Source organism: Kineococcus glutinatus, assembly GCF_039542765.1.
Lineage (GTDB): Bacteria > Actinomycetota > Actinomycetes > Actinomycetales > Kineococcaceae > Kineococcus_A > Kineococcus_A glutinatus.
Window position 1 is genome coordinate 1 of sequence record NZ_BAABIL010000004.1, and the last position, 24,238, is coordinate 24,238.

Sequence of the window (24,238 nt, forward strand, 5' to 3'; positions counted from 1 at the left end):
GGACGTCGATGGCCCCCGCGGTGGCGATCATGCCCTCGCCGGAGCGGACGTCGGTGCCCGCACCGATCACCATGCCCGGGTCGACCCCGTCCATGACGCGCGGGTTGCCGGCGTTGCCGATGCCGGCGATGCGCCCGTCCCGGATGCCGATGTCCGCCTTGCGGATGCCGAGCACCGGGTCGATGACCAGGGCGTTGGTGATGACGAAGTCGAGGGCCCCCTCGGCGTTGGTGATGGAGTTGTGGACCGCCATGCCCTCGCGCATGGTCTTGCCCCCACCGAAGACCGCCTCGTCGCCGTGGACGGTGTCGTCGCGCTCGACCCGCACGAGCAGTTCGGTGTCGGCCAGGCGGACGCGGTCACCGGTGGTGGGTCCGAAGAGCTCGGCGTACTGGCGGCGCGGGATGCGCAGGGACATGCGGGCTCCTCAGGTGGTGTCGGGGACGCGGTGGGTCAGCCGCGACCGGTGTCGCGGAACCCCGCCGCGCTGAGCACCTGCAGGGCCGTCGCGTCAGCGGTGGTCAGTGCCGCGTTGGTCATGTCGTTGAGGCCGAAGACCTCCCGGGTACCCCCGAGGGCGACGAGCCGGACGTCCTTCTCCTCGCCGGGCTCGAAGCGCACCGCGGTCCCGGAGGGGATGTCCAGCCGCATCCCGTACGCGGCGCGCCGGTCGAAGGCGAGCGCGCGGTTGACCTCGAAGAAGTGGAAGTGCGAGCCCACCTGGACGGGGCGGTCGCCGGTGTTGACGACGACGACCTCGGCGGTCGGGCGGCCGGCGTTGAGCTCGATGTCACCGTCCTCCACGAGGACCTCCCCGGGGGTGGGCCCGGCGTCCACCGGCGACCGCTCACCGGGGCGGATCGGGTCGTGGATGGTGACGAGCTTCTGGCCGTCGTCGAAGAACCCCTCGACCTGGACGGTGCCCATGAGGGCCGTGACCCCCGGCAGGACGTCGTCCTCGGTGAGCACCTGGGACCCGACGCGGGCGGCCTCGGAGACGCTGGCACCGGCGCGGGCCGCCTCCACCACCTCGTCGGCGATGAGGGCGCGAGCCTCGGGGTAGGTAAGGGCGAGTCCGTTCCGCCTCCGCTTGCGGGCCAGCTCCGCGGCCATGAAGAGCAGCAGGCGGTCCTCGTCCTTGGGCGTCAGGTGCACGCGGAGCTTCCTCTCGCCTAGGGTTGATGTTACCTGGGATGAATCCAAGTCTCACGAGATGAACCAGTCAAGGCTTCCACAACTGCCGGCCGAAGTTTTACGCGGTCGAAACCCGACGCATCGAAACCACGGCGAAAAGACACTGCTGCAACATCTCTCCGACACGGCGAAGCGAAACCTGGGTCACGCGGCGCGATGCCGGTCCCGGTGCGGCACCTCAAAACCGCGGCGAGATGTCCTACAGGCCCGCCCCGGCCCGTCCCGGGACCCAGGAGGTCCCGGCCAGCGGCAGGCGGGCCATCGCGGCGGCCTCGACGGTGAGGGCCACCAGGTCCTCCGGCTCCAGGTGCTGCAGGTGCGCCTTGCCGCAGGCGCGGGCGATGATCTGCGCCTCCATCGTCATGACCCGCAGGTAGTTCGCGAGGCGGTGACCGGCGGCCACCGGGTCCAGCCGCTGCTGCAGCTCGGGGTCCTGGGTGGTGATGCCCGCCGGGTCGCGCCCGGCCTGCCAGTCGTCGTAGTAGCCGGCCGCCGAGCCCAGCGCCCGGTACTCCGCGTCGAGGGCGGGGTCGTTGTCGCCCAGGGCGATGAGGGCGGCGGTGCCGATGGCCACGGCGTCGGCGCCCAGCGCCATGCACTTGGCCAGGTCGGCGCCGTTGCGGACGCCACCGGAGACGATCAGCTGCACCTCGCGGTGCACCCCCATCTCCTGCAGGGCCTGCACGGCCTGCGGGATCGCGGCGAGGGTGGGGATCCCGACGTGCTCGATGAAGACGTCCTGGGTGGCGGCGGTGCCGCCCTGCATGCCGTCCACGACGACGACGTCGGCTCCCGCCTTCACGGCGAGCTTGACGTCGTAGTAGGGCCGGGAGGCGCCGACCTTGACGTAGACCGGCTTCTCCCAGTCGGTGATCTCCCGCAGCTCGGCGATCTTGATGGCGAGGTCGTCCGGACCGGTCCAGTCCGGGTGCCGGCAGGCCGAGCGCTGGTCGACGCCGACGGGCAGCGTGCGCATCCCGGCGACCCGCTCGGTGATCTTCTGGCCGAGCAGCATCCCGCCACCGCCGGGCTTGGCGCCCTGCCCGAGCACGACCTCGATGGCGTCGGCGGCGCGCAGGTGGTCGGGGTTCATGCCGTACCGGGAGGGCAGGTACTGGTAGACGAGGTGCTTGGACTGGCCGCGCTCCTCCTCCGTCATGCCGCCGTCGCCGGTGGTGGTGGAGGTGCCGACCTCGCTGGCGCCGCGACCGAGGGCCTCCTTGGCCCGCCCGGACAGCGCGCCGAAGCTCATGCCCGCGATGGTCACGGGGGTGGACAGGTGCAGCGGGAACTTCGCGTTCCTCGCGCCGAGCACCACGTCGGTGTCGCAGCGCTCCCGGTAGCCCTCCAGGGGGTAGCGGGACATGCTCGCGCCGAGGAACAGCAGGTCGTCGAAGTGCGGCAGCTCGCGCTTGGCACCGCCGCCGCGGATGTCGTAGATGCCGGTGCGGGCGGCGTGCTGGATGGCGGCGATGGTGGTGCGGTCGAAGGTCGCGGACTCGCGCAGACCCTGGGAGGCGAAGTCGTTCACGGGGTTCCCCCTCAGTACGCCGAGGCGTTGTCGACGTGGAAGTTGTAGAGCGTGCGGGCCGAGCCGTAGCGGCGGAACTGCGCCGGGTCCTCGTCGCGGCCGGCGGCGGCGAGCAGCCCGGCCAGCTCGGCGAGGTGCTCGGCCCGCACCTCCTTCTCGACGCAGTCGGCGCCGAGGGACTTCACCGAACCCCTGACGTAGAGGCGCGCCTCGTAGATCGAGTCGCCGAGGGCGTCGCCCGCGTCGCCGCAGACGACGAGCCGGCCGGCCTGCGCCATGAAGGCGCTCATGTGTCCCACGCTGCCGCCGACGACGATGTCCACGCCCTTCATGGAGATCCCGCAGCGGGCGGAGGTGTCGCCGTCGATGACGAGCAGGCCGCCGTGGGCGGTGGCACCGGCGGCCTGGGAGGCGTTGCCGCGCACGTGGACCCGCCCGGACATCATGTTCTCCGCCACGCCGTTTCCGGCGTTGCCGTGGACGACGACGGCGGCCTGCTGGTTCATGCCGGCGCAGAAGTAGCCGACGTGGCCCTCGACCTCGACCGTCAGGTCGCGGTCGAGGCCGACGGCGATGTTGTGCTTGCCGGCGGGGTGCAGCACCCGCCAGGTGCTGGGACCGGCTGCGGGGGCGACGGCATGCAGCCGGGCGTTCAGCTCGCGGACCTGCGCGGTGGCCAGGTCGACGACCACGTCCGCGGTCGTCGTGGCGGCCGCGCCGGTCGTCACGTCGGTCGTCACGTCGGTCGTCACGTCGGTCAGCGCTCCCATGCGTACACCACTTCCGGCTCGGGCTCGAAGATGCGGGCGGACTCCACACCGGGCAGCCCGGCGAGGTAGCGGTACTCCGAGGCCATGGCGACCCAGGCGTCGGTCTCGGCGACGACCGCGGGCTTGCAGGCGATGGCGTCGCGGACGACGGCGAAGGACGTGCCGGTCGTCACGACGAGGGTGTAGAAGCCGTCGAAGCGCTCGCAGAGCAGCCGCAGCGCCTTCTCGACGTCGGCGCCCTGCGCGAGCTGGTGAGCCACGAAGCGGGCGCCGACCTCGGTGTCGTTGTCGGAGTCGAAGGCGATGCCCTCGGCACGCAGCTCGCGGCGGATGGTCGCGTGGTTGGCGAAGGAGCCGTTGTGCACGAGGCACTGGTCCGGCCCGACGGAGAACGGGTGGCTGCCGGTAGAGGTGACGGCCGACTCCGTCGCCATCCGGGTGTGGGCCACGCCCTGCCAGCCCTGCGCGTCGGCCAGGGAGAAGGTGCGCGCCAGGTCGTCGGGGTGGCCGGTGCCCTTGAGCACCGCCAGGGAGTTGCCGCGGCTGGTGACGACGACGCCGGGGAAGGCGGCGCGCACCGCGGCCTCCAGCACCTCGGGGGAGGCCGGTGCGGTGAACACGGTGGTCTGGCCGGCGGCGACGGCCTCCACGGGCCCCACCTCGCCGGCGGCGTCCACGAGGGCGGCTGCCTGCCCGGCGGGGACCGGCACGTCGAGGACGCAGACGGTGGAGCGGCCCGCCGGGGTGAGGCGGGGGTCGCCGTAGATGCCGACGCCGGCGGCGTCGGTGCCGCGCTCGGCGGCCTGGCAGAGCATGCCCTGGAGCAGGCGCCCCAGGTGTGGGAACAGGGCGCTGTCGCGCACGTGGAGCCCGGCGATGCCGCACATCAGCGTCCTCCGAGGGTCGCAGCAAGTGGTTTCACGTCAGTGTACATCGTTTCTCGCAGGTGGTGAGCGTCAGACGGAGGTGAGGTAGCGGTCGAGCTCCCACGCGCTCACGGTGTTGTGCCAGGCGTAGAACTCCTCCCGCTTGAGCCCGGCGTAGTAGGCGGCCACGCCCGCGGCCGGGTCGACCGCGTCGAGGACCCCGCGCACGACGGCGTCGGCCTCCAGGGCGTGCACGGCGTCGAGCAGGGTCCGCGGCAGCGCGGCGGAGGAACCCGCCTCGCGCGGGCCCGGGGCGCCGGGGTCGAGGTCGCGGCGGACGCCGTCGAGGCCGGCACCCAGCGCGCCGGCGGAGGCGAGGTAGGAGTTCGCCGAGCCGTCCCCGGCGCGCAGCTCCACCCGGTTGCCGTCGGGCACCCGCACCAGCACGGTGCGGTCGTTGCCGCCGTACGTGGCCGAGCGCGGCGCCCACGTCGCACCGGAGGCGGTGCTCGTGGCGCCGGTGCGCTTGTAGGAGTTCACGGTCGGGGCGATGAGGGCGTGCAGGGCGGGGGCGTGCTCCAGCAGCCCGGCGACGAAGGAGTACCCCAGCGCCGACAGGCCCAGCCCCCGCGGGTCCGGCCGCCCCGCGGCGGGGAAGCGCGCACCGCCACCGCGTTCGGCGGTGTCCCACAGCGACAGGTGCAGGTGGAGGCCGTTGCCGGTCCGGTCCGTGAACGGCTTGGGCATGAAGGTCGCGGTCATGCCCCGCTGCTCGGCGAGCATCTGGATGACGTACCGCAGCGTCACGACCCGGTCGGCGGTGGTCAGGGCGTCGGCGTGGTGGAAGTTCTGCTCGAACTGCCCGTTGCCGTCCTCGTGGTCGCTGGCGTAGGGGCCCCAGCCGAGCTCGGACATCACGTCGGAGACGGCGGCGAGGTGTTCGTACATCCGGGTCAGCCCGCGGGAGTCGTAGCAGGGCTGGGCGGCGTCGTCGCGGGCGTCGGCCGTGGCGAGCGCACCGTCGGCGCCGCGCCGGACGAGGAAGTACTCCACCTCCGCACCGGTCGACATGGTCAGGCCCAGCTCGGCGGCGCGGGCGGTCTGCGCCTTGAGCAGGACGCGGGGGGCGAAGGCGAACGGCACGCCCGCCACGTGCGGGTCGCAGTGCACCATGCCGAGCCCGGGCCGCACGAAGGGCAGCGGCACGTAGGAGGAGACGTCGGGGATCGCCACGACGTCGGGGTCCTTGGGCTGCTGCCCCATGGCGCCGGCGGCGTAGCCGGCGAAACCCACACCCTCACCCTGCAGCTGGTCGGCGGCGGCGACGGGGACGAGCTTGGCGCAGGGCTTGCCGGTGAGGGTGGTGAACGTCGCCAGCAGGAAGCGCACGCCGTCGGCCCGGGCGAGGCTCGCCAGCGACTGCGCACCGGCGGGCGCGGCGGCGGGCGACGCGGCAGGGGCCGGCAGGACGGGCACGGCGTCCTGGGGGGCGGTCGGGGTCAGCGAAACGGTCATCTGCGTCTCCCACGGAGAGTTCACTGTCAAGACCTTGTGTCTCACAACAGTAGACAGAGCCCGTGTTTCAGCCGCGTTTCGCGACCGTCAAGACCCCGTGACGCGCCCGTCGGCCGCCCCGGACACCCAGCCGTAACAGGAACGTCGAGCGCGAGAAATCCGCCACCGTGTCTACTGATGAGCGACGCCGTCTCACGACAGTGGTTGCGCTCCGCAACGGTGCACCCGCGCCGGACGATCCGGTCCGCACCCGCCGCGACGGCACGTCCCGCCACCGATCCCCCGACCCCGGAGATGCCCGTGGACACAGGAAGCACCGCCTGGATCCTGGCCAGCGCGATGGCGGTGAGCCTCATGGTTCCCGGCCTGGCCCTCTTCTACGGCGGCATGACCGCCACCAAGAGCACCCTCAACATGATGATGATGGTCTTCGGGGCCGTCGCCCTGACCGGGGTGCTGTGGGTGCTCTACGGCTACTCCGCCGTGTTCGGGAACTCCTACGGTGGCGCAGGCGTCCTCGGGGACGTCACCGAGTACCCGGGCCTGGGGCAGCTGCTGGCGGAGCAGCCCGACGCCACCCTGCCCCCCGCCCTCGTCGCCGCGTTCCAGGCCCTCTTCGCCGCCATCACCGTCGCGCTCGTCGCCGGCGCGGTCGCCGACCGGATGAAGTTCGGCGCCTGGCTGGTCTTCAGCGGCCTGTGGGTCACGCTCGTCTACCTGCCCGTGGCGCACTGGGTGTTCGCCTTCGACTCCGCCGACGGCTCCGTCACCGGCGGCTGGATCGCGAACCGGCTCGCGGCGGTCGACTTCGCCGGCGGCACCGCGGTGCACGTCAACGCCGGCATCGCCGCACTCGCCGTCGTCCTGGTCCTCGGCAAGCGGCTGAGCTGGCCGCGCCCGGCCCGCCCGCACAACCTGCCCTCCACCGTGCTCGGCGCGGGCATCCTGTGGTTCGGCTGGTTCGGGTTCAACGGCGGTTCCGCGCTCGCCGCCGGCAACGCCGCCTCGGTGGTGTTCCTCAACACCTTCGCCGCCACGTGCGCCGCCCTGCTGGCCTGGCTCGTCGTGGAGAAGCTGCGCGACGGGCACGCCACCACCCTGGGCGCGGCCTCCGGCACCATCGCCGGCCTCGTCGCCATCACGCCCTCCTGCGGCGCGGTCTCCCCGGTCGGGGCGATGGTCGTCGGCCTCGTCGCCGGCGCGGTGTGCCCGCTCGCGGTCGGCCTCAAGCACCGCTTCGGCTACGACGACGCGCTCGACGTCGTCGGCGTCCACCTCGTCGGCGGCGTGCTGGGCACGCTGCTCATCGGGTTCCTCGCCACCGCCGAGGCCCCCAACGGCCGCGACGGCCTGTTCTACGGCGGCGGGTTCGAGCTGCTCGGCGTGCAGGCGGTCGCCGCGGCCGCGGTGCTGGCCTACTCCTTCGTCGTCACCCTCGTCATCGCGCTCGTGCTGCACAAGACCATCGGGCTGCGGCTGCCCGCCGAGGCCGAGCAGCAGGGCATCGACCTCACCGTGCACGCCGAGACGGCCTACGACCTGGCCCCGGCCACCGCGATCGGCGGCGGCGCGCTGCCGCACCCGGTCGCCACCGCCCGCATCCCCGGCACCGTGACCGACGCCGCCCGCTGAAGCGTTGCGGCACACCACACCTGGAGGAACCGTGGAGATCGCCACCAGCAGCACGCCGTTCCGCGTCACACCAGGCGGCTGGCAGGGTCTGCCCCGCATGGACGAGCCGCGGTTCGCCGGCACCGAGGGGTTCATCGGGGACGTCTACACCAACCCCGACGGCTCGGAGATGGCCTCGGGCTTCTTCGAGCTCAGGCACACCGACGCGCCGCTGCGCTACGAGTACACCTACGACGAGATGAAGATCGTCCTGGAGGGCGAGTTCCGGCTGGAGGACGCCGACACCGGCCAGGTCCTCGTCGCCCGCCCCAAGGACGCCATCTTCTTCCCCAAGGGCTCGACCATCCTCTTCTCCACCCCCGACCGGGCGCTGGCCTTCTACGTCGGCCACCGCTCCTTCGCCCCCTGACGCTCCCGCACCGGACCCGCCGACCAGCACGCGAGAGAGGAGCCGCCCGTGCCGACCAGCGTCCCCGCCTGGCCGACCACGGCACCGGACGTCGACGAGCTCGGGCGCGCGTTCGCCGTGCTGTCCGTCGGGGAGGAGGCGCACGCGGTGGCCGACCGCTGGTGCGAACGCCTGGTGGAGCTGGGCCGCCCGGTGCTCCGGCACCGGGCGGCCGCCCCGGCCGGTCCCTACGGTGCGGCGGTGCGCTGGGCCGACCGGCAGGCGCGGGGCGCCCGGGCGGGCTGGCGCTTCTGCGTGGTGGGACCGGAGGACGAGGTCCTGCTCGCGTGCGCCGCCGTCCGCGCCCACGGCGCCATCGACGCCGAGATCACCGCGCACGCGGTGAGCACCGCGCGGCGCCGGGTGCTGTGCACCCACTGCCGCACCACCACGACGACGACCGCGCCGGTCGGCGGCACCTGCCCGTGCGCCGGCTGCGGGCGCACGCTGCTGGTGTACCACCACGTCTCCCGCCGCCACGCCGGCTACATGGGTTTCGCGGCGGACGCGGAGGAGATCCCCACCCCGGAGGAGAACCCGTGATGGCGACGACCACCACGACCGGCGCTGCGACCACCGCGACCGGACGGCCCGAGCAGCTGCTGCTGCGGGTGCGCGAGGTGCAGGTCGCCGCACCCGACGTGCGCAGCGTGGTCCTCGAAGCCCTCGACGGCGCCACCCTGCCGTCGTTCACGCCCGGCAGCCACCTCGTGCTGGACTGCGGCGGCCGGCGCAACGCCTACTCCCTGACCGGCCCGACGCTGGAACCCCGCAGCTACGCCGTCTCCGTGCTGCACCAGCGCGACGGCCGGGGCGGCAGCACCTGGGTGCACGAGCAGCTCGCGGCCGGGCAGGTGGTCAGCGCCTCGCCGCCGCGCAGCGCGTTCCCGCCGGTGCTCACCGCCCGCCACCACCTGCTCGTGGCCGGTGGCATCGGCGTCACCGCGATGCTGTCCCACGTGCGCGCCGCACTGCGGTGGCAGCGCTCGTTCACCCTGCTCTACAGCTACCGCGAGGGCACCGCGGCCCACCTGGCCGAACTCCGCGAGCTGTGCGGCGGCCGCCTGCACGAGATGCGCGGGCGCGCCGCGACCCGCCGCAACCTGCGCGCCGCGCTGGCCGGGCAGCCGCTGGGAACCCACCTGTACACCTGCGGGCCACCCGGCCTGCTCGACACGGTGGCCGAGCTCGCGCGGGAGGCCGGCTGGCCCGACGAACGCGTCCACGCCGAGCGCTTCGCCGTCGACGAGCTGCCGCCCGGCAGGCCGTTCACCGCCCACCTGGCCCGCAGCGGCCGCCTGGTCGGGGTCCCCAGCGGCACCAGCCTGCTCCAGGCGCTGGAGGAGGCGGGCGTGGCCGTGCCCAACCGCTGCCGGCAGGGCGTGTGCGGCGAGTGCCGCCTCGGCGTGCGCGCCGGGCGCGTCGAGCACCGGGACCTCTACCTCGGCCCGGCCGAGCGCGGTGCCGGTGACAGCGTCATGGCCTGCGTCTCGCGCGGCCTCGACGACACCCTGGAACTGGACCTGTGAGGGAGCTGGAACCGTGAGGGAGCGAGACCTGTGACCACCACCGACCTGCCCGCGCAGCCGACCGGCACCGACCTGCCCGAGCGCGTCCGCCGCTTCCCCTGGCCCTTCCCGGCCGATCGCTACCGCTACTCCGCCAACGTGGAACCCGCCGCGCGCACGGTCACCACGACGGCCGGCGCCTGGGGGGAGCGGCTCGTGGACGTCGACGCCGACCACCACCACGAGCTCGCCGCGCGCGAGCAGGTGCTGCGGGCCGATCCCAGCCGCTGCGCCGTGCTGGCGCACATGGTGCCCGCGACCTGGGACGCGATGCTGTTCCTGATGCGCGAGATGTCCAGCGGCTATCCCGCCTCGTTCGCCCTGCGCCGGCTCGACGACGGGTCCTGGCACTGGCGCAACGACCTGCTGGGCCTGGAGCAGCGCTTCGTCGTCGGGAATGCCTCGACGCTGCCGGCGGACCCGTTGCGCTACATCGGCGCGCAGGTGCAGGAGGACCTCGTGCTGCTGGACCAGCGCGAGGACGCGCTGTGGGCGGACGCCGCGCTGGTGACGTCCGCCGCGGACTGGTCGGTGAACTTCGACGTCGGCATGAGCTTCCTGCAGATCCACGGCCCCGTGCCCCGCGTGCACGAGGAGGGGGTCGTCCCCCGCGCCCAGCAGTTCCTCCTGCGGCTGCAACCCGGTGAACCGTACCGGCGCACGAACTGGACGATGACCGTCGACCGGCGCCTGGACACCGCCACCGAGACCTACCCGCAGTGGGGACCGGACCGGAGCCGGCTGACCGCCGCGGACGTCGGGCGGCGGCTGCACCTGCGCGTGGAGGTGCAGCACCTCCTCCGGCTGCCCGACAGCGGCTGCATCCTCTTCCTCATCCGCACCCACCTGCTCAGCCTCGCCGAGATCGCCGCGGTACCCGCGTGGCGGCGGCAGCTGGCCTCCGTCCTCGCGGAACTGCCGCAGGACATGGTCGACTACAAGGGCCTGACCCGGTTCCGCGACATGGCCGTCACCTGGTTGCAGGCTGATTCACCACAGTAGACACCGTCCACGGTGATACAACTGGTCCGTCCCCGGACCGTGCGGTCCCCGTGCCGGCCGTGGTCCCCGGTGCCACCGCCGCGACCGCCACCCGACGACCCGAGAGGTCACGTCATGAGCGCCCACCCGAACTCCTCCCGCTACGCCGTCATCGGTGCGGGACTGGCCGGTGCCGCGACGGCGTGGCAGCTGGCCGCCCGCGGCGCGGAGGTGGCGCTGCTGGAGCGCACCCGGCCGGCGGCCCACGACGGCAGCTCCCACGGTTCGGCCCGCATCTTCCGCTACGCCTACCCCGACCCCTTCTGGACCGACCTCGTCGTGCGCGCGAAACCCTGCTGGGAGGAGCTCGAGCGGCTGGCGGGCCGGCGGCTCATCACCCCCACCGGCGCGCTGGACTTCGGCACCACCCGCGACCCCGCCGCGCTGGCCCGCGTGCTCGCCGGCGCAGGGGTCGAGCACGAGCTGCTCGACGCCGCGAGCGCCCGTGCGCGCTGGCCGCACATCGCGTTCGACACCGAGGTGCTCTGGCACCCCGGTGCCGGGGTGGTCGACGCGGAGTCCGCCGTGGCGGCCATGGTGGCCGCGGCCACCGCCTGCGGCGCGCAGCTGCGCACCGGCTGGGACGTCGTACACGTCGAGCGCACCCGCGGCGGCTACCGGATCACGTCGACCGGTGGGGACGTCCTCGATGCCGGGCGGGTCGTCGTCAGCACCGGCGGCTGGCTGCCGGCGCTGCTCGACCGGCTCCCGCTGCCGGCCGCCGTGCGCGACGCCGTGCCGCGGCTGCAGGTCCGGCAGGAACAGGCCTACCACTTCCCGTACCGCGACCAGCCGCCCGCGGGCACCGCGCCGTGGCCGACCTTCATCCACAAGTCGCCGCGGATCCAGACGTACGGCCTGCCCGGCGGCCGCGACGCCGGTTTCCGCGGCCAGAAGCTCGCCGAGTACAACGCCGGCAGGGTGCTGCCCTCCGCGGCCGAGCAGGACGGCGTCGTCGACCCCGCCAACCGGGCGCGGGTCGTGGAGCACGTGCGCCGCCACCTGCCCGGTCTCGTCCCGGAGCCGTACGCGGAGACGACGTGCCTGTTCACCAACACCCCCACCGAGGACTTCCTGCTCGACGGCGCCGACGGCATCACGCTGCTGTCGCCCTGCTCCGGGCACGGTGCGAAGTTCGCCCCCCTCATCGGCGAGCTCGCCGCCGACGTCGCCACCGGCGCCACCGGCGCCCCGGAGCGGTTCCGGCTGCCCCGCACCCCGCTGCCCGCGCCCGCCGCCCCCGAGGAGATGGCCGCCCGTGCCTGAGACGATCGCCGCCGCGCCCACCGCCGCCTCCGTCGCCGGGCTGCTCGCCGAGGTGGGCGGCACCGGTACCGACCCGGTCCGCGGTGGGTACTCCCGCCCCGTGTGGTCCACCGCCGAGCTGGAGCTGCGCGAGTGGTTCACCGCCCACGCCGCCGCCCGGGGCCTCGACGTCGAAGCCGACCGCAACGGCGTGCTGTGGGCGTGGTGGAACCCCGCCGGCCTGCCGCTGACCGACGCCGTCGTCACCGGCAGCCACCTGGACTCCGTACCCGGCGGCGGCGCCTTCGACGGCCCCCTCGGCGTGGCCGCCGCCCTGGCCGCCGTGGACCACCTGCGCGGCCGGGACCTCGCGCCGCGGCGGCCGCTGGCGCTGGCGGTGTTCCCCGAGGAGGAGGGTTCCCGCTTCGGCGTGGCCTGCCTGGGCTCGCGGCTGCTCACCGGTGCGATCGGCGCCGACCGCGCCCGCGCGCTGCGCGACCCCGACGGGAACTCCTTCGCCGACGTCGCCGCCCGCCACGGCCTCGACCCGCGCCGGGTCGGCCGCGACGACGAGACCCTGGCCCGCATCGGCACGTTCGTCGAGCTGCACGTGGAGCAGGGGCGCGGGCTCGTCGACCTCGGCCGGCCCGTGGCGATCGGCTCGTCGATCCTCGGGCACGGCCGCTGGCGGCTGACCGTGTCCGGGGAGGGCAACCACGCCGGCACCACGCTGATGGCCGACCGCCGCGATCCGCTGGTGGCGGCCGCGCAGGTCGTCGTCGCCGCCCGGGACGCGGCGCGGGCGCACCCGCCGGCCCGCGCCACCGTGGGTCGCGTCCAGCCGGTGCCGGGGGGCACCAACGTCATCGCCTCCCGCGTCGACCTGTGGCTCGACGTGCGCCACCCCGACGACGCCACGACGGCCGCGCTCGTGGCCCAGATTCACGAGCGGGCCCGCCAGGTGGCCGCGGCGGAGGGCTGCACCGCCGAACTCGTGGAGGAGTCCTTCAGCCCCACCGCGCACTTCGACCCCGCGCTGCGCGAGCGGCTGCGGGAGGTCCTGCCGGACGCGCCGGTGCTGGACACCGGCGCCGGCCACGACGCCGGGGTGCTGGCGGCGCACCTGCCCACCGCGATGCTGTTCGTGCGCAACCCCTCGGGGGTCTCCCACTCCCCCGCCGAGCACGTCGAGGACGTCGACGCGGAGGTGGGGGCCACCGCACTGGCGGACGTGCTCGCCGACCTGCTCACGAGGTGAGCGGTGGCCACCGACGGCGGGCGGGGGCTCACCCGCCCAGCTGGTGGACGGTGTAGGCGGTGAGGAAACCCAGCGCGGTGATCAGGCCGGTGGACAGGTGCGCCCGCTCGAACGCCTCCGGGATCATCGTGTCGGCGACCATGGCGAGGATCGCGCCGGCGGCGATGGTGGTGATGAAGGCCACCACCTCGGCCGGGGCGCCCTGCAGGGCCGCGTAGCCGACGAGCGCCGACAACCCGCTGGCGAGGGCGATGCCACCCCAGACGCCGAAGACGTAGCGCGCGCTGCGGCCGCCGGCCTTCATCCCCGCGGAGCTCGACAGGCCCTCGGGGACGTTGGAGATGAACACCGCGGCCAGCATCGCCGGGCTCACCGCGCCACCACCGACCAGGCCGAGACCGAGGACCACCGACTCCGGGACCCCGTCGAGCAGGGCGCCCAGCGCGATCGCGGTGCCGCTGCCGGACTGCTCGCCCTCGGAGGGCTGCTGGCCTGAGGAGCGCTTGCGGTGCCGCGCGCCGCGCCGGGCGAGCACGACGTTGGCGGCGACGTACACCAGCGCGCCCACGAGGAACCCGCCGGCCGCGGGCAGCAGCCCGCCGCTCTCGCCCGCCTCGTCGACGAGGTCGAAGGCCAGCGCGGAGATGAGCACCCCGGCCCCGAAGGCCATGACGCCGGCGACGACCCGCTGCGGCACCCGCACCGCCCACGCCACCGCCGCGCCCAGCAGGAGGGCGGCGCCCCCGAGCAGACCCCACAGACCAGCAGCCAACCAGGTGGGCACGAAACCTCCAGACCGAACGCGGAGGTCCCAGCTGTAGTGCAGGTCCGCGGACCTCGCGACCCGGCCCGGGGAACCCGGCGTCAGCCGAGGACCTCGACGACGAACCGCGCCCGGTCGCCCAGCGCGAGGCGCTCGCCGTCGCGCACCGCCTTCTTCACGGGCAGGACGTAGGCGCCGTCCGCGCTCTCGGGGAACACCGACGTCGACCACCGCGAGCCGCCGCACGCGACGCGGACGGGCACCGCCCCGAAACCCGAGCGCGGCCGCGGCACGTCGCGGATCTCGGCGGAGACGTCGGCGGGGAGCCGGACGAACACCCACAGGTCGGGCCGGGCCTCCCAGCGCCACAGCTCGGCGGTGAACTCGTAGCGCACGGGCGCATGGTGCCACGCCGCGCGACGAGCGGCCCCGGCTCTGCAGGATGGGCCCGTGCGGATCCCCCGGCCCCTGCCCGGCGCCCTCGGCCTGCTCGGCTCGGCCGGGCTGGCCGCCGCGGGGCTGCGCGGGTACGCGGCGCTGGTGGCCGGCCGCCTCAACCGCACCACCCTGCCGCCGCCGTACCCGGTCACGGCGGCGGACCGGCGCGCCCACGACCGCCTGACCGTCGTCGACCTGCACGCCGACTCGCTGCTGTGGGGGCGCGACCTGCGCCGCCGCGCCGCGACGGGCCACCTCGACCTGCCGCGGCTGCGGGAGGGCGGGGTGGCCCTGCAGGTGCTGGCGGCGGTGACCCACACCCCGTTCGGGGCCGGCCTGGCGGACAACGACACCGGCCGCGACCTCGTCACCGCCCTGGCCGTCGCCCGGGGCTGGCCGGTGCGGACGTGGCGCAGCCGCCTGCAGCGGGCGCTGCACCTGGCGCGGCGGCTGGAGGAGCTGGTCGAGGCCGAAGCGGGCCGGCTGCTGGCGGTGCGCCGCGCCGGGGACCTGGATGAGCTGCTGGCCGGCCGGCACCGGGACCCCGGCCTCGTCGGCGCGATGCTGGCGCTGGAGGGCTGCCAGGCCCTGGAGGGGGACCTCGACAACCTCGACGTGCTGGTGGCGGCCGGTTACCGGATGGTGGGCCTGCACCACCTCGCCGACAACGAGCTCGGTGGTTCCGCCCACGGCAGGCACCGCGGCGGGCTGACCCGCTTCGGCCGCGACGTGGTGCGCCGGGCGCAGTCCCGCGGCGTCGTCGTCGACGTGGCGCACTCCTCCCCGGCCGTCGTGCGCGACGTGCTGGACGTCACCACCGCACCCGTCGTCGTCTCCCACACCGGGCTGCGCAGCGTGTGGGACAACCCGCGCAACCTCTCCGACGAGCTCGCGCGGCAGGTCGCCGCCACGGGCGGGCTGCTCGGCATCACGTTCTTCGAGCCGGCCGTGGACGGCGACGACGTGGCCGCGGTGGCGCGCACGCTGCGGCGCGCCGCGGACCTCGTGGGGGTCGAGCACCTGGCGCTGGGCAGCGACTTCGACGGGGCCGTGACGACACCGGTGGACGTCACGGGCCTGCCGCTGCTGACCGCGGCGCTGCGCCGGCACGGGTTCAGCGGGCCCGAGGTGGCCGCCGTCGCGGGCGGCAACGCCCTGCGGGTGCTGGGCCGGGTGCTGCCCCGGTGAGGTCCGCGGGGCGCGGCCGGGTCAGCGCCCGAGGCCGGCGCGGTCGACCCTGCGGTGGAAGCGCATGCCGGTGAGGCCGCCGAGGACCGCTCCGGCGAGGGCGACGAGCACGGCCACGACGGCGGTGACGATGGCCGCGGTGGACAGGTCCTGCCCGCTCACCGGGAGGGTGGGGAAGCTGCCGAGCCGGCCGAGGAGGTCGAAGCGGGATCCCGCGACGGCCGTGACGACCGCCACGACGACGGCGATGACGACGGCCCACAGCCACACCGCCACGCCCTGCTTGGCCCCGTTGAAGCGCGCCATGCGGCCGGCCACGTAGCCGCCGGCGAAGTAGGCGACGAACAGGACGACGAGCAGGGCGATGGCGCCGAAGAGACCGACCGTGGCGATGTTGTCGCCGGCCCCGTCGGCCGCGGTGGCTGCGTCGGTGTCGGTGGCCGCGCCCACGGCGGCGCCGGCACCGGTGAGCAGTGCGGTGAGCAGGACGGCCGTGCCGGTGGCGGTCAGCCAGCCGAAGAAGGCGGAGCCGACCTTGACCCCGCCGAACTGCTCCTTCTCCCGGTTCACGACCGAGACGCGGTCCAGGCCGAGGCGCCCCATGGAGGTGGCGCCGGCCTTGCGCTCGACGCTGATGCCGGGGTCGGGGTCGGTGCTGCTGGCGGCGCGGGAGCCCTGGCCCCCGCCCGGGCGCTCTCCGGGGACGTGGGATCCGCTGGCGGTGCTCATGGTGGTCCTCCAGGTCGTCGTGGACGGGTGGTGCCGGTCGTGCGCCGGTCCGCCGGCCCCGTGCTGTCTACGCCGTAGACGCGGTGATCGCGACCCGGGCGCACGTCCCGCCCCTCCCTGCAATACCCGCGCCGGCCGGTTCCAGCCGCACACGGTTGGGAGGCGCGGGAGCGGGTACGTCGTGCGTACCGGGCCCGGCGTGGGCACCGGCGTGGGCACCGGCGTGGGCACCGGCGTGGACACGGACGTGGACACCGGCGTGGAGGAGGAACCGTGGGCATCGCGGACAAGGCGGACAACGCCGCCGACAAGGCGGCCGGCAAGGCCAAGGAAGCGGCCGGCAAGGCCACGGACGACGAGCGCCTGGAGGCCGAGGGTCGCTCCGAGCAGGGCACGGCCTCGCTCAAGCAGGCCGGCGAGAACGTCAAGGACGCCGTCAAGGGCTGAGACCGCCGAACTGCCACCGGCGGTCGCGGATCACCCCTGCGCGGCGGCGACCGGCGGGGCCCCGCCCTCACCGATCGCCTTCGCGAAGGACGTGAGCAGCACGTCCAGGCCCCGGTCCAGCTGGGCGGCGCCGTCGTAGCGGCCGATCTCCGAGGCCAGCGAGCGCACGACGGGGAACTGCCGCAGCGGCAGGTGGTGCAGGCCGAGGCGCAGCAGGTCGTCGTGCTCCTCGGGGTCGGCGACGAACTCCTGCACCTCGTCCAGCACGTGCCCGTGCAGCACCGCGAAGAACCAGCGGTAGGCGCCCAGCGCGTCCGGCCCGGCCATGCCCGCAGCGGTCATCAGCTGCAGGAACGCCTCCAGCGGGCGCAGCGTCCCCAGGGGCCGCAGCCCGAGCGGGGTGGCCAGCGGCCGCGTCACGAGCAGGGTCACGGAGTGCGGGTGCGCCAGGGCGAGGGCGCGGAAGCCGTGGCCGACGCGGCGCAGCTCCGCCCGCCAGTCGGGGGCGGCGGCGTCGATGCGCACCTCCTCCAGCAGCAGCTCGATGATCCCGTCCAGCAGGTCGCCCTTGTTCTCCGCGTGGTGGTAGAGGGCCATCGGGCTGCGGCCCAGCGCCTGCGCGAGCCGGCGGATGGAGAGGGCGTCCACACCGTCGGCGTCGACGATCGCCAGGGCCGCGACCATGACGTCGCGGCGGGCGAGACTCGCTCGCCGCCTGACCGGCCCGCGTCCCGCGCCGTCGTCGGGCGCGGGTGGGTCCGCTGTCACCAGGGGCTCCTCCGCATCGCGGCTCCGGGAACCGACCGCCCCGGACGTGCGTTCACGTACAACGTACACGTACGGTACATCGGTACGGTGGAACCGCCGATGCCGAGCGTGATCGTCCGACCACCCCGATCGCGGGGACGGGTACGAGCCCCTGGAGGAGCCCTGAGCGCGACTCGCACCCCCCCGCCGTCCGCCCCGGCCCCCGGTGGTCGCCGGGCCGCGCTCCTCGGGGTGGCCGCGCGGCTCGCGCGCACGGCGGTGACGCCCCTGCTGCCGGCCGACTACCTGGACATGGTCGCCCCGCTGCGCGCCGGCGCGGAGCTGCGCGGCCGGGTGCTCTCCGTCACGGCCGAGACACCCGACGCCGCCACCGTGCACATCCGCCCGGGCCGGGACTGGGCCGGGCACGTGCCCGGGCAGTACGTCCGCCTCGGCGTCGACGTCGAGGGCGTGCGCCACTGGCGCCCCTACTCGCTCACCTCACCGCCGGCCACCGCGGACGGCTCGATCAGCGTGACGGTCAAGGCCGTGCCGGGCGGCGTGGTCAGCAACCACCTGGTGCGCTCCCTCGCGCCGGGCACGCTCCTGCAGCTGGGCCAGGCGGCCGGTGACTTCGTGCTGGGCGCGCACCGCGGGCCGGTGCTCTTCGTCACGGCGGGCTCGGGCATCACGCCCGTCATGGGCATGCTGCGCTCGCACCTGCACGAGCTCGACGACGTCGTCCTCGTGCACTCCGCCCCCACCGGCGCCGACGTCGTCTTCGGCGCCGAGCTGCGCCGCCTGCACGCCCGGGGGCGGCTGCGCCTCGTCGAGCGCCACACCTCCCGCCAGGGCGTCCTCGCCCCCGCCGACCTCGACGAGCTGGTCCCGGACCGGCGCGAGCGGCAGACGTGGGCGTGCGGCCCGACGGCCATGCTCGACGCCCACGAGGCGCACTGGGCGGCCACCACCCCGCCCGGGCGGCTGCACACCGAGCGCTTCCGGCCCGCGGTCCTGGCCGCGGGCGAGGGCGGCACGCTGACGTTCACCCGCAGCGGGGCGCTCGTGGCGACCGACGGGGCCACGACCGTCCTCGACGCCGGCGAGGCGGCCGGGGTGCTCATGCCGTCGGGGTGCCGGATGGGGATCTGCTTCCGCTGCGTGGCCCCGCTGCGCTCCGGCGCGGTGCGCGACCTGCGCAACGGCGAGATCACCACCGCGGTCCCCGAGGACGGCATCCGCATCCAGACGTGCGTGTCGGCCGCCGCCGGCCCGTGCGACATCGACCTGTAGATCGACCTGTAGACCGAACCGCAAAGGAACCCCGTGACCACCACCACCGCACCGCCCGCCACCTCCCCGGCCGCCGCACCGGTGCCGGAGCGCACCCCCGCGCCCGCCCGCGGCGGCGAGGTGCGCGCGGCCACCGAGGGGCGCCGGCACACCCCCAAGCCCTCGGGCAAGCCGGACCCGACCGCCCACCTGTCGGTGGAGCAGGTCGAGGCCCTCGGCCGCGAGCTGGACGCGCTGCGCCAGGAGGTCGTCGACTCCCGCGGGGCGCGCGACGCCGCCTACATCCGCAAGGTCATCACGGTCCAGCGGTCGCTGGAGATGGGCAGCCGCGCCGTCCTGCTGTTCTCGAAGTTCCCGCCCGCGTGGGTCCTGGGCACCGCCGGCCTGTCGGTCGCGAAGATCCTGGAGAACATGGAGCTCGGGCACAACATCATGCACGGGCAGTGGGACTGGATGCGCGACCCGAAGATCCACTCCACCGCCTGGGAGTGGGACCACGCCTCCCCCTCGGAGCTGTGGAAGCACAGCCACAACGAGCTGCACCACACGTTCACCAACGTGCTCGGCCGCGACAACGACCTCGGCTACGGCATCATGCGCGTCGACGAGGACCAGGAGTGGAAGCCCGCCCACATCGCGCAGCCGCTGGTGAACTTCGTCACCGCCTGCATCTTCGAGTACGGCATCGTGGCCTACGACCTGGACCTGATGAAGCACCTGGACGAGGGCACCACCGACGACGAGGAGTTCCGCCGCAACCTGCGCGCCTCGCTGCGGAAGGTGGGGCAGCAGTCGGCCAAGGACTACCTCGTGCACCCGCTGCTGTCGGGGCCGTCCTTCCTGCACACCCTGGCGGCCAACGCCGTGGCCAACCTGGTGCGGAACCTCTGGACGCACTCGGTCATCATGTGCGGGCACTTCCCCGAGGGCGTGGAGACCTTCGCCACCGACTCCATCGAGGGCGAGACCCGCGGGGAGTGGTACCTGCGCCAGATGATCGGCTCGGCGAACATCCACGGCAGCAAGGCCATGCACGTCATGACGGGCAACCTGTCCCACCAGATCGAGCACCACCTGTTCCCCGACCTGCCCAGCAACCGCTACGCCGAGATCGCCCCGCGCATCCGCGACATCTGCGAGCGCTACGGCCTGAGCTACACCACGGGGGCGCTGCACGAGCAGGTCGCCTCGGCGTGGAAGCAGGTGCTGCGGCTGTCCCTGCCGAACGGGTTCACCGTCCGCGGCTCGGCGGCCGGGGCGCTGCGCCGGCTGGGGAACCGGCTGCGGGCGCCGCTGGCGGCCGTCGCCGGCTGAACGGGCGGGGCGCGCCGCGGAGACCCGCGACGCGCCCCGCCCGTCCGGGCGTCCCTACCCGCCCAGGGTGCTCTCTGCCTCGGTGAACCACTGCTCGACCGCCTCCGCCACGGAGACCGACCCGTAGGACAGGTCCTCCCCGATCCGGGTGAAGGCCGCCTCCAGCGCGCCGAACCCGGCGACGGGCGGCGGCGGGGCGCTGGTGAGCTGCGGCGCCAGCGCCTCCTCGTACTCCAGGATCTGCTGGTCCGGCCCGGTGGGTTGCAGGCCCTCCCGCGCCCGCGCCGAGGCCGGCACGCCGCGTGACATGCCGAACACCTCCCCGACGCGCGGGTCGTTGGTGATGAAGTCGATGAGGGCCGCGGCCTCCGCGGGGTGCTCGGTGTTCGCGGACATCGACAGCATGAGCGAGGGCTTGAGGAACAACCCGCGCTCGGCGGGGTCGTCGACCGGCGGCGGCAGCAGGGCCATCGCCGCCCCGCCGGCGCCCTCGCTGAAACGCACCAGGAAGTTGTCCCAGCTGATCTCCGCGGCGCTCTCCCGGGAGCCGATGGCGTCGGTGCCCTCCAGCTGCGCCAGGCGCTCGGGCGGGAGGAAGGCGCCCGCCTCGTGCAGCTGGGGCGAACGCCCCCACCACTCCGCCAGGTCGTCCTCGTCGAACCCGAGCCCGCCGTCGTCGTCGAACATCGCCTTGCCGCGCTGGCCCAGCCAGACCTGGAACAGCGAGATGAACTGCGTGTAGTCGCTGGACCCGTGCACGGTGGGGGTGCGCGCGGCACCGGCGGCGGTGACGGCGGCGAGGAACTCGTCGTACCCCTGCCACGTGAGGTCCGGGCCGGGGACGGGCACGCCGAGCTCGGCGAGCAGGTCGGTGTTGACGATGGTGGCGAGGGTGTTGGTGCTCGTGGGGATGCCGTAGGTCTCGCCGCCCACCTTCGTGGCGGGCAGCACGGACGCCGGCAGCGTGGAGACGTCGATGCCGCTGCCGAGGTGTTCGTCGAGGGGGGCGATGCGGCCGTTCTCGGCGTAGTCGGTGATGTAGGAGACGTCCATCTGCAGCACGTCGGGCAGCGCACCGCCGGCGGCCTCGGTGTTGCGGGCGGTCCAGTAGTCGCCGAAGGCGGCGTAGCGGGTGCGCACGTCGACGCCGGGGTTCTCCCCCTCGAAGAGGGCGACGGCTTTCTCGTAGCGCTCGGCGCGGGTCTTGTCGCCCCACCAGGCGAAGTCGAGCACGACCTGCCCGCCATCACCCCCGGCGTCGCCCCCGGCGTCGCCACCGCCCCCGCCGCAGCCGGCGAGCAGGGTGGCGGCGACACCCGCCGCCAGGACGGCCCGCACGCCGCGGCGCGAAGGCCGGGCCCCCTGATCGCTCCCCGTGCCCGGTGACCTCATGGTGAGCCTCCTCGCTCGCGAAACCGGGCTGCTGCGCCCTGGTGCCGCCATCGTGGGCGCGGCACCGGCGGTCGACGGCGAAACGGACAGAACCGTTCAGCGGGACCGGCCGGCGGACGTGGCGGCACCGCAGGAGGACCGCACGGTGAGGGTGGGCAGCAGCTCCACGTGCCGGCCCGCGCCGCGTGGTTCGCCCTCACCGAGGCGCTCCACGAGCGTGCGCAGCGCCTCCCGGCCGACGGCGCGCCGCGGCGGCGTGACGGCGGTCAGCGGCACCGGGGCGAACGCGGCGACCTCGTCGTCGTAGGCGACCACGGCCAGGTCGCGCGGCACGTCCAGCCCGCGGTCGAGGGCGGCCTCCACGAGGCGGGTCGCGTGGTCGTCGGTGTGCGCCAGGACGGCCGCGGTCCCCGTCGCGGCGCACCCGTCGAGGAGGTCCTGCAGCGCGGCGTCGAGGTCCTCGGGGTCGTCCTCGCCCTTGGGCAGCGCCACGTCGGGCGCCGGGCGCAGGCCGAGCCGGCGCACCGCCTCGTCGTGGCCGCGGCGCACCGACGGCGCCGTGGGGGTGCGGTCGTACACCGCCAGGGCCACGCCGCGGTGCCCGAGGCGGGCGAGGTGCTCCACGGCGAGGGCGGCGCCGTGGACGTGGTCGGTGCGCACGGAGTCGAAGGCGCGCACCGCCATCGACCCGAAGCGCCGCTCCAGCAGCACCACCGGCACGGGGATCGACGCGATCCAGGCCGCGAGCCGCTCCTCGTCCCCAGCGCGCGGGGTGGGCGCGACGACGAGGCCGTCCACCCCGAGGGCCAGCAGCCGCTCGACCTGCTTCTCCTCCATCTCCGGGCGGTAGTGGGACACCGCCCGCACCATGCGCACCCGCTGGGCGTGCGAGACGGACTCCATGCCGCGCAGCACGTCCGGGAAGTGCGCGGCGGTGCCGGGCACGACGACGCCCACGAGCAGCCGGGCCGCCTGCGGTGCCGTCGCGGAGGCCAGCGCGATCGCGCCGCCGTGCACGCGCGCCAGCCGCCCGGCGCGTTCCAGCGCGACGATGTCCCGCCGGACCGTGACCTCCGAGACGCCGAGCTCGGCGGCCACCGCGGCCGCGCGCACGCTGCCGCGCAGCTCGACCTCGCGCAGCAGGTGCTCCTGCCGCGCCCGGGGCAGGTGGGCACCCCGGGGTTCGCGGGGGGCGGCCACCTCAGCCGGCCACCACATCGACGCCCACGCCGCCCCCAGCCGTGTCGCAAAGTGTCCGTTCACCCGTCGAGGCCGAGACCGTACCCCACACTGCCGCCGTGAGGTCCCCCGAACCCGAGCACCGCGGGGCAGCTGCCCCCGCCCCGGCACCGACGACGGAGCGCGGCCGCTGGCTGGCGCTGGCGGACGACCTGCTCACCGCCGTGCGCCCCCACGCCGTCCCGGGCGGCTCGCTGCTGCGGCTGCCCGGCCCGGTGAGCGCCTCGGGCCCCTGGAGCGACGGGCTGGAGGGCTACGCCCGCACGTTCCTGCTGGCCGCGTTCCGCGTCCGCGGCGAGGACGGCGCCGACCCGGCCGGGCACCTGGAGCGCTACGCCGAGGGGCTGCGCCACGGCACCGACCCGGCGGACCCGCTGCGGTGGCCGACGCTGCGCGAGCGGCGACAGGCCGTCGTGGAGGCCGCGTCGGTGGCCGTCGCGCTGTCGGAGACCCGCCCGTGGTTGTGGGACCGGCTCGACGAGGGCACCCGGGCGCGGACGGTGGACTGGCTGGCCGGGATCGTCGGCACGTCGGGGTACGGCAACAACTGGCTGTGGTTCCAGAACGTCGTGGAGGCGTTCCTCGCCGAGGTGGGCGGGCCGTGGGACCAGGCCGACCTGGACCGCAACGAGGAGCTGCAGGAGAACCTCTACGCCGGCGACGGCTGGTACTCCGACGGTCGCGACGCCCGCGGGCGGGCACAGCTGTTCGACAACTACACCGGCTGGGCCTGGCACCTGTACCCGCTGCTGCGGGCGCGCATCCGCGGCCGGGCGCTGGAGGACGTGCACGCCGCGCGGCTGCGGGCCTACCTGGAGCAGGCCCAGCACCTCGTCGGCCCCGGCGGTGCCCCGGTGCTGCAGGGGCGCTCGGCGACGTACCGGTTCGCGCTGCTGGCGCCGTTCTGGGCGGGGGCGCTGGCCGGGGCCACCCCGCTGGCACCGGGGCAGACCCGCGCGCTGACCGCCGCCGTGCTGGAGCACTTCCTGTCCCGCGGCGCGGTCGACGCCCGCGGCCTGCTGAGCGTGGGCTGGCACCGGGGGTTCTCCGCGCTGCGGCAGCTCTACACCGGCGCCGGGTCGCCGTACTGGGCGAGCAAGGCCTTCCTCGGGCTGCTGCTGCCGGCGCGGCACCCGGTGTGGTCGGCGGACCCCGAACCGCCGCCGGCCTGGCGGCGGGAGCAGGTGGTGCTGCTGCCGGTCCCCGGCTGGCTGGTGGTGTCCACGCCGCGGGACGGCACCGTGCGGCTGCTCAACCACGGCAGCGACCGGGTGCTGGAGGGGGCGTCCGCGCCGCGGGCCGACGACCCGTTCTACGGCCGGCTGGGGTACTCCAACCTCACCTCGCCGCAGCTGTCCGGCACCGCGATCGCCGCGCCGCTGGAGTCGCACGTCGCGCTGCTGGACGGGGCGGGTTCCCCCTCCCACCGCGGCGGCGTGGAGCGGCTGCACGCGGCCGGCGGCGTGGCGGTCTCCCGCTCGCGGGTGCACTGGCTGGACCTGCCCGGGACCGGCGACGGCACCGGTGCCGCGGCCACCTGGGCGGGGACCCGCCGCGGCCCGCACCTGACGACCGCCTCGGTGGTGCGCGGCTGCTGCGAGGTGCGCCTGGCGTGGTGGG

General features: G+C 74.9%; 23 protein-coding genes and 1 pseudogene. 12 read left to right on the forward strand and 12 right to left on the reverse strand.

The window, feature by feature from the left end; translation table 11 throughout:
• From ureC to glnT, 6 genes and pseudogenes are all read right to left on the reverse strand, one after another.
• A pseudogene (ureC, locus tag ABEB16_RS00255) lies at window positions 1–418 on the reverse strand (urease subunit alpha); the annotation flags it as partial.
• Window positions 419–453: 35 nt separating this feature from the next.
• Entirely contained in the window at window positions 454–1,155 is a 702-nt protein-coding gene (locus ABEB16_RS00260) for an urease subunit beta (RefSeq protein ID WP_345710275.1), read from the reverse strand.
• A gap of 238 nt (window positions 1,156–1,393) precedes the next feature.
• On the reverse strand, window positions 1,394–2,725 hold the full coding sequence (locus ABEB16_RS00265) for an FMN-binding glutamate synthase family protein (protein ID WP_345710276.1): 1,332 nt from the start codon (window positions 2,723–2,725) through the stop codon (window positions 1,394–1,396).
• A gap of 11 nt (window positions 2,726–2,736) precedes the next feature.
• Entirely contained in the window at window positions 2,737–3,495 is a 759-nt protein-coding gene (locus ABEB16_RS00270; protein ID WP_345710277.1) for a GltB/FmdC/FwdC-like GXGXG domain-containing protein, read from the reverse strand.
• Complete coding sequence (locus ABEB16_RS00275) at window positions 3,483–4,382, reverse strand: class II glutamine amidotransferase domain-containing protein (RefSeq protein ID WP_345710278.1); 900 nt, start codon at window positions 4,380–4,382, stop codon at window positions 3,483–3,485. The genes ABEB16_RS00270 and ABEB16_RS00275 overlap by 13 nt, the downstream gene beginning before the upstream one ends.
• 69 nt (window positions 4,383–4,451) lie before the next feature.
• Window positions 4,452–5,876 carry a type III glutamate--ammonia ligase gene (gene glnT / locus ABEB16_RS00280; protein WP_345710279.1) on the reverse strand — a complete coding sequence of 475 codons (1,425 nt, stop codon included), beginning with the start codon at window positions 5,874–5,876 and terminating at the stop codon, window positions 4,452–4,454.
• A gap of 294 nt (window positions 5,877–6,170) precedes the next feature.
• On the opposite strand from glnT, the gene ABEB16_RS00285 reads away from it, so the two are divergent.
• From ABEB16_RS00285 to ABEB16_RS00315, 7 genes are all read left to right on the forward strand, one after another.
• Window positions 6,171–7,508, forward strand: coding sequence for an ammonium transporter (locus ABEB16_RS00285; protein WP_345710280.1), 1,338 nt, complete (start codon window positions 6,171–6,173; stop codon window positions 7,506–7,508).
• Between the two features lie 31 nt (window positions 7,509–7,539).
• Window positions 7,540–7,917 carry a cupin domain-containing protein gene (locus tag ABEB16_RS00290; protein WP_345710281.1) on the forward strand — a complete coding sequence of 126 codons (378 nt, stop codon included), beginning with the start codon at window positions 7,540–7,542 and terminating at the stop codon, window positions 7,915–7,917.
• A gap of 48 nt (window positions 7,918–7,965) precedes the next feature.
• Window positions 7,966–8,499, forward strand: a complete 534-nt coding sequence (locus tag ABEB16_RS00295) for a dimethylamine monooxygenase subunit DmmA family protein (protein WP_345710282.1) — start codon at window positions 7,966–7,968, stop codon at window positions 8,497–8,499.
• Window positions 8,499–9,485, forward strand: a complete 987-nt coding sequence (locus ABEB16_RS00300; protein WP_345710295.1) for a PDR/VanB family oxidoreductase — start codon at window positions 8,499–8,501, stop codon at window positions 9,483–9,485. The genes ABEB16_RS00295 and ABEB16_RS00300 overlap by 1 nt, the downstream gene beginning before the upstream one ends.
• 30 nt (window positions 9,486–9,515) lie before the next feature.
• Window positions 9,516–10,526, forward strand: coding sequence for a heme-dependent oxidative N-demethylase family protein (locus ABEB16_RS00305; protein WP_345710283.1), 1,011 nt, complete (start codon window positions 9,516–9,518; stop codon window positions 10,524–10,526).
• 114 nt (window positions 10,527–10,640) lie between these two features.
• Window positions 10,641–11,831 carry an FAD-dependent oxidoreductase gene (locus ABEB16_RS00310; RefSeq protein ID WP_345710284.1) on the forward strand — a complete coding sequence of 397 codons (1,191 nt, stop codon included), beginning with the start codon at window positions 10,641–10,643 and terminating at the stop codon, window positions 11,829–11,831.
• Entirely contained in the window at window positions 11,824–13,068 is a 1,245-nt protein-coding gene (locus tag ABEB16_RS00315; protein ID WP_345710285.1) for an allantoate amidohydrolase, read from the forward strand. The genes ABEB16_RS00310 and ABEB16_RS00315 overlap by 8 nt, the downstream gene beginning before the upstream one ends.
• Before the next feature lie 28 nt (window positions 13,069–13,096).
• On the opposite strand, the gene ABEB16_RS00320 is transcribed toward ABEB16_RS00315, so the two are convergent.
• Entirely contained in the window at window positions 13,097–13,852 is a 756-nt protein-coding gene (locus ABEB16_RS00320) for a ZIP family metal transporter (RefSeq protein ID WP_345710286.1), read from the reverse strand.
• Window positions 13,853–13,932: 80 nt separating this feature from the next.
• Window positions 13,933–14,226, reverse strand: coding sequence for a DUF1905 domain-containing protein (locus tag ABEB16_RS00325; protein WP_345710287.1), 294 nt, complete (start codon window positions 14,224–14,226; stop codon window positions 13,933–13,935).
• 55 nt (window positions 14,227–14,281) lie between these two features.
• Between ABEB16_RS00325 and ABEB16_RS00330 the strand changes: the two genes are divergently transcribed.
• Complete coding sequence (locus ABEB16_RS00330; RefSeq protein WP_345710288.1) at window positions 14,282–15,457, forward strand: dipeptidase; 1,176 nt, start codon at window positions 14,282–14,284, stop codon at window positions 15,455–15,457.
• 21 nt (window positions 15,458–15,478) lie between these two features.
• Here ABEB16_RS00330 and ABEB16_RS00335 read toward each other — a convergent pair whose 3' ends face one another.
• Window positions 15,479–16,186 carry a hypothetical protein gene (locus tag ABEB16_RS00335; RefSeq protein ID WP_345710289.1) on the reverse strand — a complete coding sequence of 236 codons (708 nt, stop codon included), beginning with the start codon at window positions 16,184–16,186 and terminating at the stop codon, window positions 15,479–15,481.
• A 273-nt stretch (window positions 16,187–16,459) separates the two neighbouring features.
• On the opposite strand from ABEB16_RS00335, the gene ABEB16_RS00340 reads away from it, so the two are divergent.
• A complete protein-coding gene (locus tag ABEB16_RS00340; RefSeq protein ID WP_345710290.1) occupies window positions 16,460–16,633 on the forward strand; it encodes a CsbD family protein in 174 nt (57 codons plus the stop codon).
• 30 nt (window positions 16,634–16,663) lie between these two features.
• On the opposite strand, the gene ABEB16_RS00345 is transcribed toward ABEB16_RS00340, so the two are convergent.
• Window positions 16,664–17,401 carry a TetR/AcrR family transcriptional regulator gene (locus ABEB16_RS00345; RefSeq protein ID WP_425560060.1) on the reverse strand — a complete coding sequence of 246 codons (738 nt, stop codon included), beginning with the start codon at window positions 17,399–17,401 and terminating at the stop codon, window positions 16,664–16,666.
• 162 nt (window positions 17,402–17,563) lie between these two features.
• Between ABEB16_RS00345 and ABEB16_RS00350 the strand changes: the two genes are divergently transcribed.
• Window positions 17,564–18,673: a ferredoxin reductase gene (locus ABEB16_RS00350; RefSeq protein WP_425560061.1), complete on the forward strand. Its 1,110-nt coding sequence runs from the start codon at window positions 17,564–17,566 to the stop codon at window positions 18,671–18,673.
• Between the two features lie 120 nt (window positions 18,674–18,793).
• On the forward strand, window positions 18,794–19,987 hold the full coding sequence (locus ABEB16_RS00355; RefSeq protein ID WP_345710297.1) for a fatty acid desaturase family protein: 1,194 nt from the start codon (window positions 18,794–18,796) through the stop codon (window positions 19,985–19,987).
• Between the two features lie 54 nt (window positions 19,988–20,041).
• Here the strand turns inward: ABEB16_RS00355 and ABEB16_RS00360 are convergent, their stop codons facing one another.
• Together ABEB16_RS00360 and ABEB16_RS00365 are read right to left on the reverse strand one after the other, a co-directional pair.
• The gene (locus ABEB16_RS00360) at window positions 20,042–21,325 is read right to left on the reverse strand and encodes an ABC transporter substrate-binding protein (RefSeq protein ID WP_345710292.1); all 1,284 of its coding nucleotides are present in this window, start codon (window positions 21,323–21,325) and stop codon (window positions 20,042–20,044) included.
• Between the two features lie 150 nt (window positions 21,326–21,475).
• Window positions 21,476–22,642, reverse strand: a complete 1,167-nt coding sequence (locus tag ABEB16_RS00365) for a substrate-binding domain-containing protein (protein ID WP_345710293.1) — start codon at window positions 22,640–22,642, stop codon at window positions 21,476–21,478.
• 35 nt (window positions 22,643–22,677) lie between these two features.
• Between ABEB16_RS00365 and ABEB16_RS00370 the strand changes: the two genes are divergently transcribed.
• Window positions 22,678–24,238 (forward strand): DUF2264 domain-containing protein (locus ABEB16_RS00370; RefSeq protein ID WP_345710294.1); only part of this gene is annotated, 1,561 nt, incomplete at its 3' end.

Coding starts and splice junctions, on each gene's coding strand:
- ABEB16_RS00270 (WP_345710277.1), bottom strand. CDS start 3,495: ATGGGAGCGCTGACCGACGTGACGACCGACGTGACGACCGACGTGACG.
- ABEB16_RS00275 (WP_345710278.1), bottom strand. CDS start 4,382: ATGTGCGGCATCGCCGGGCTCCACGTGCGCGACAGCGCCCTGTTCCCA.
- glnT (WP_345710279.1), bottom strand. CDS start 5,876: ATGACCGTTTCGCTGACCCCGACCGCCCCCCAGGACGCCGTGCCCGTC.
- ABEB16_RS00285 (WP_345710280.1), top strand. CDS start 6,171: ATGCCCGTGGACACAGGAAGCACCGCCTGGATCCTGGCCAGCGCGATG.
- ABEB16_RS00300 (WP_345710295.1), top strand. CDS start 8,499: ATGGCGACGACCACCACGACCGGCGCTGCGACCACCGCGACCGGACGG.
- ABEB16_RS00310 (WP_345710284.1), top strand. CDS start 10,641: ATGAGCGCCCACCCGAACTCCTCCCGCTACGCCGTCATCGGTGCGGGA.
- ABEB16_RS00335 (WP_345710289.1), bottom strand. CDS start 16,186: ATGAGCACCGCCAGCGGATCCCACGTCCCCGGAGAGCGCCCGGGCGGG.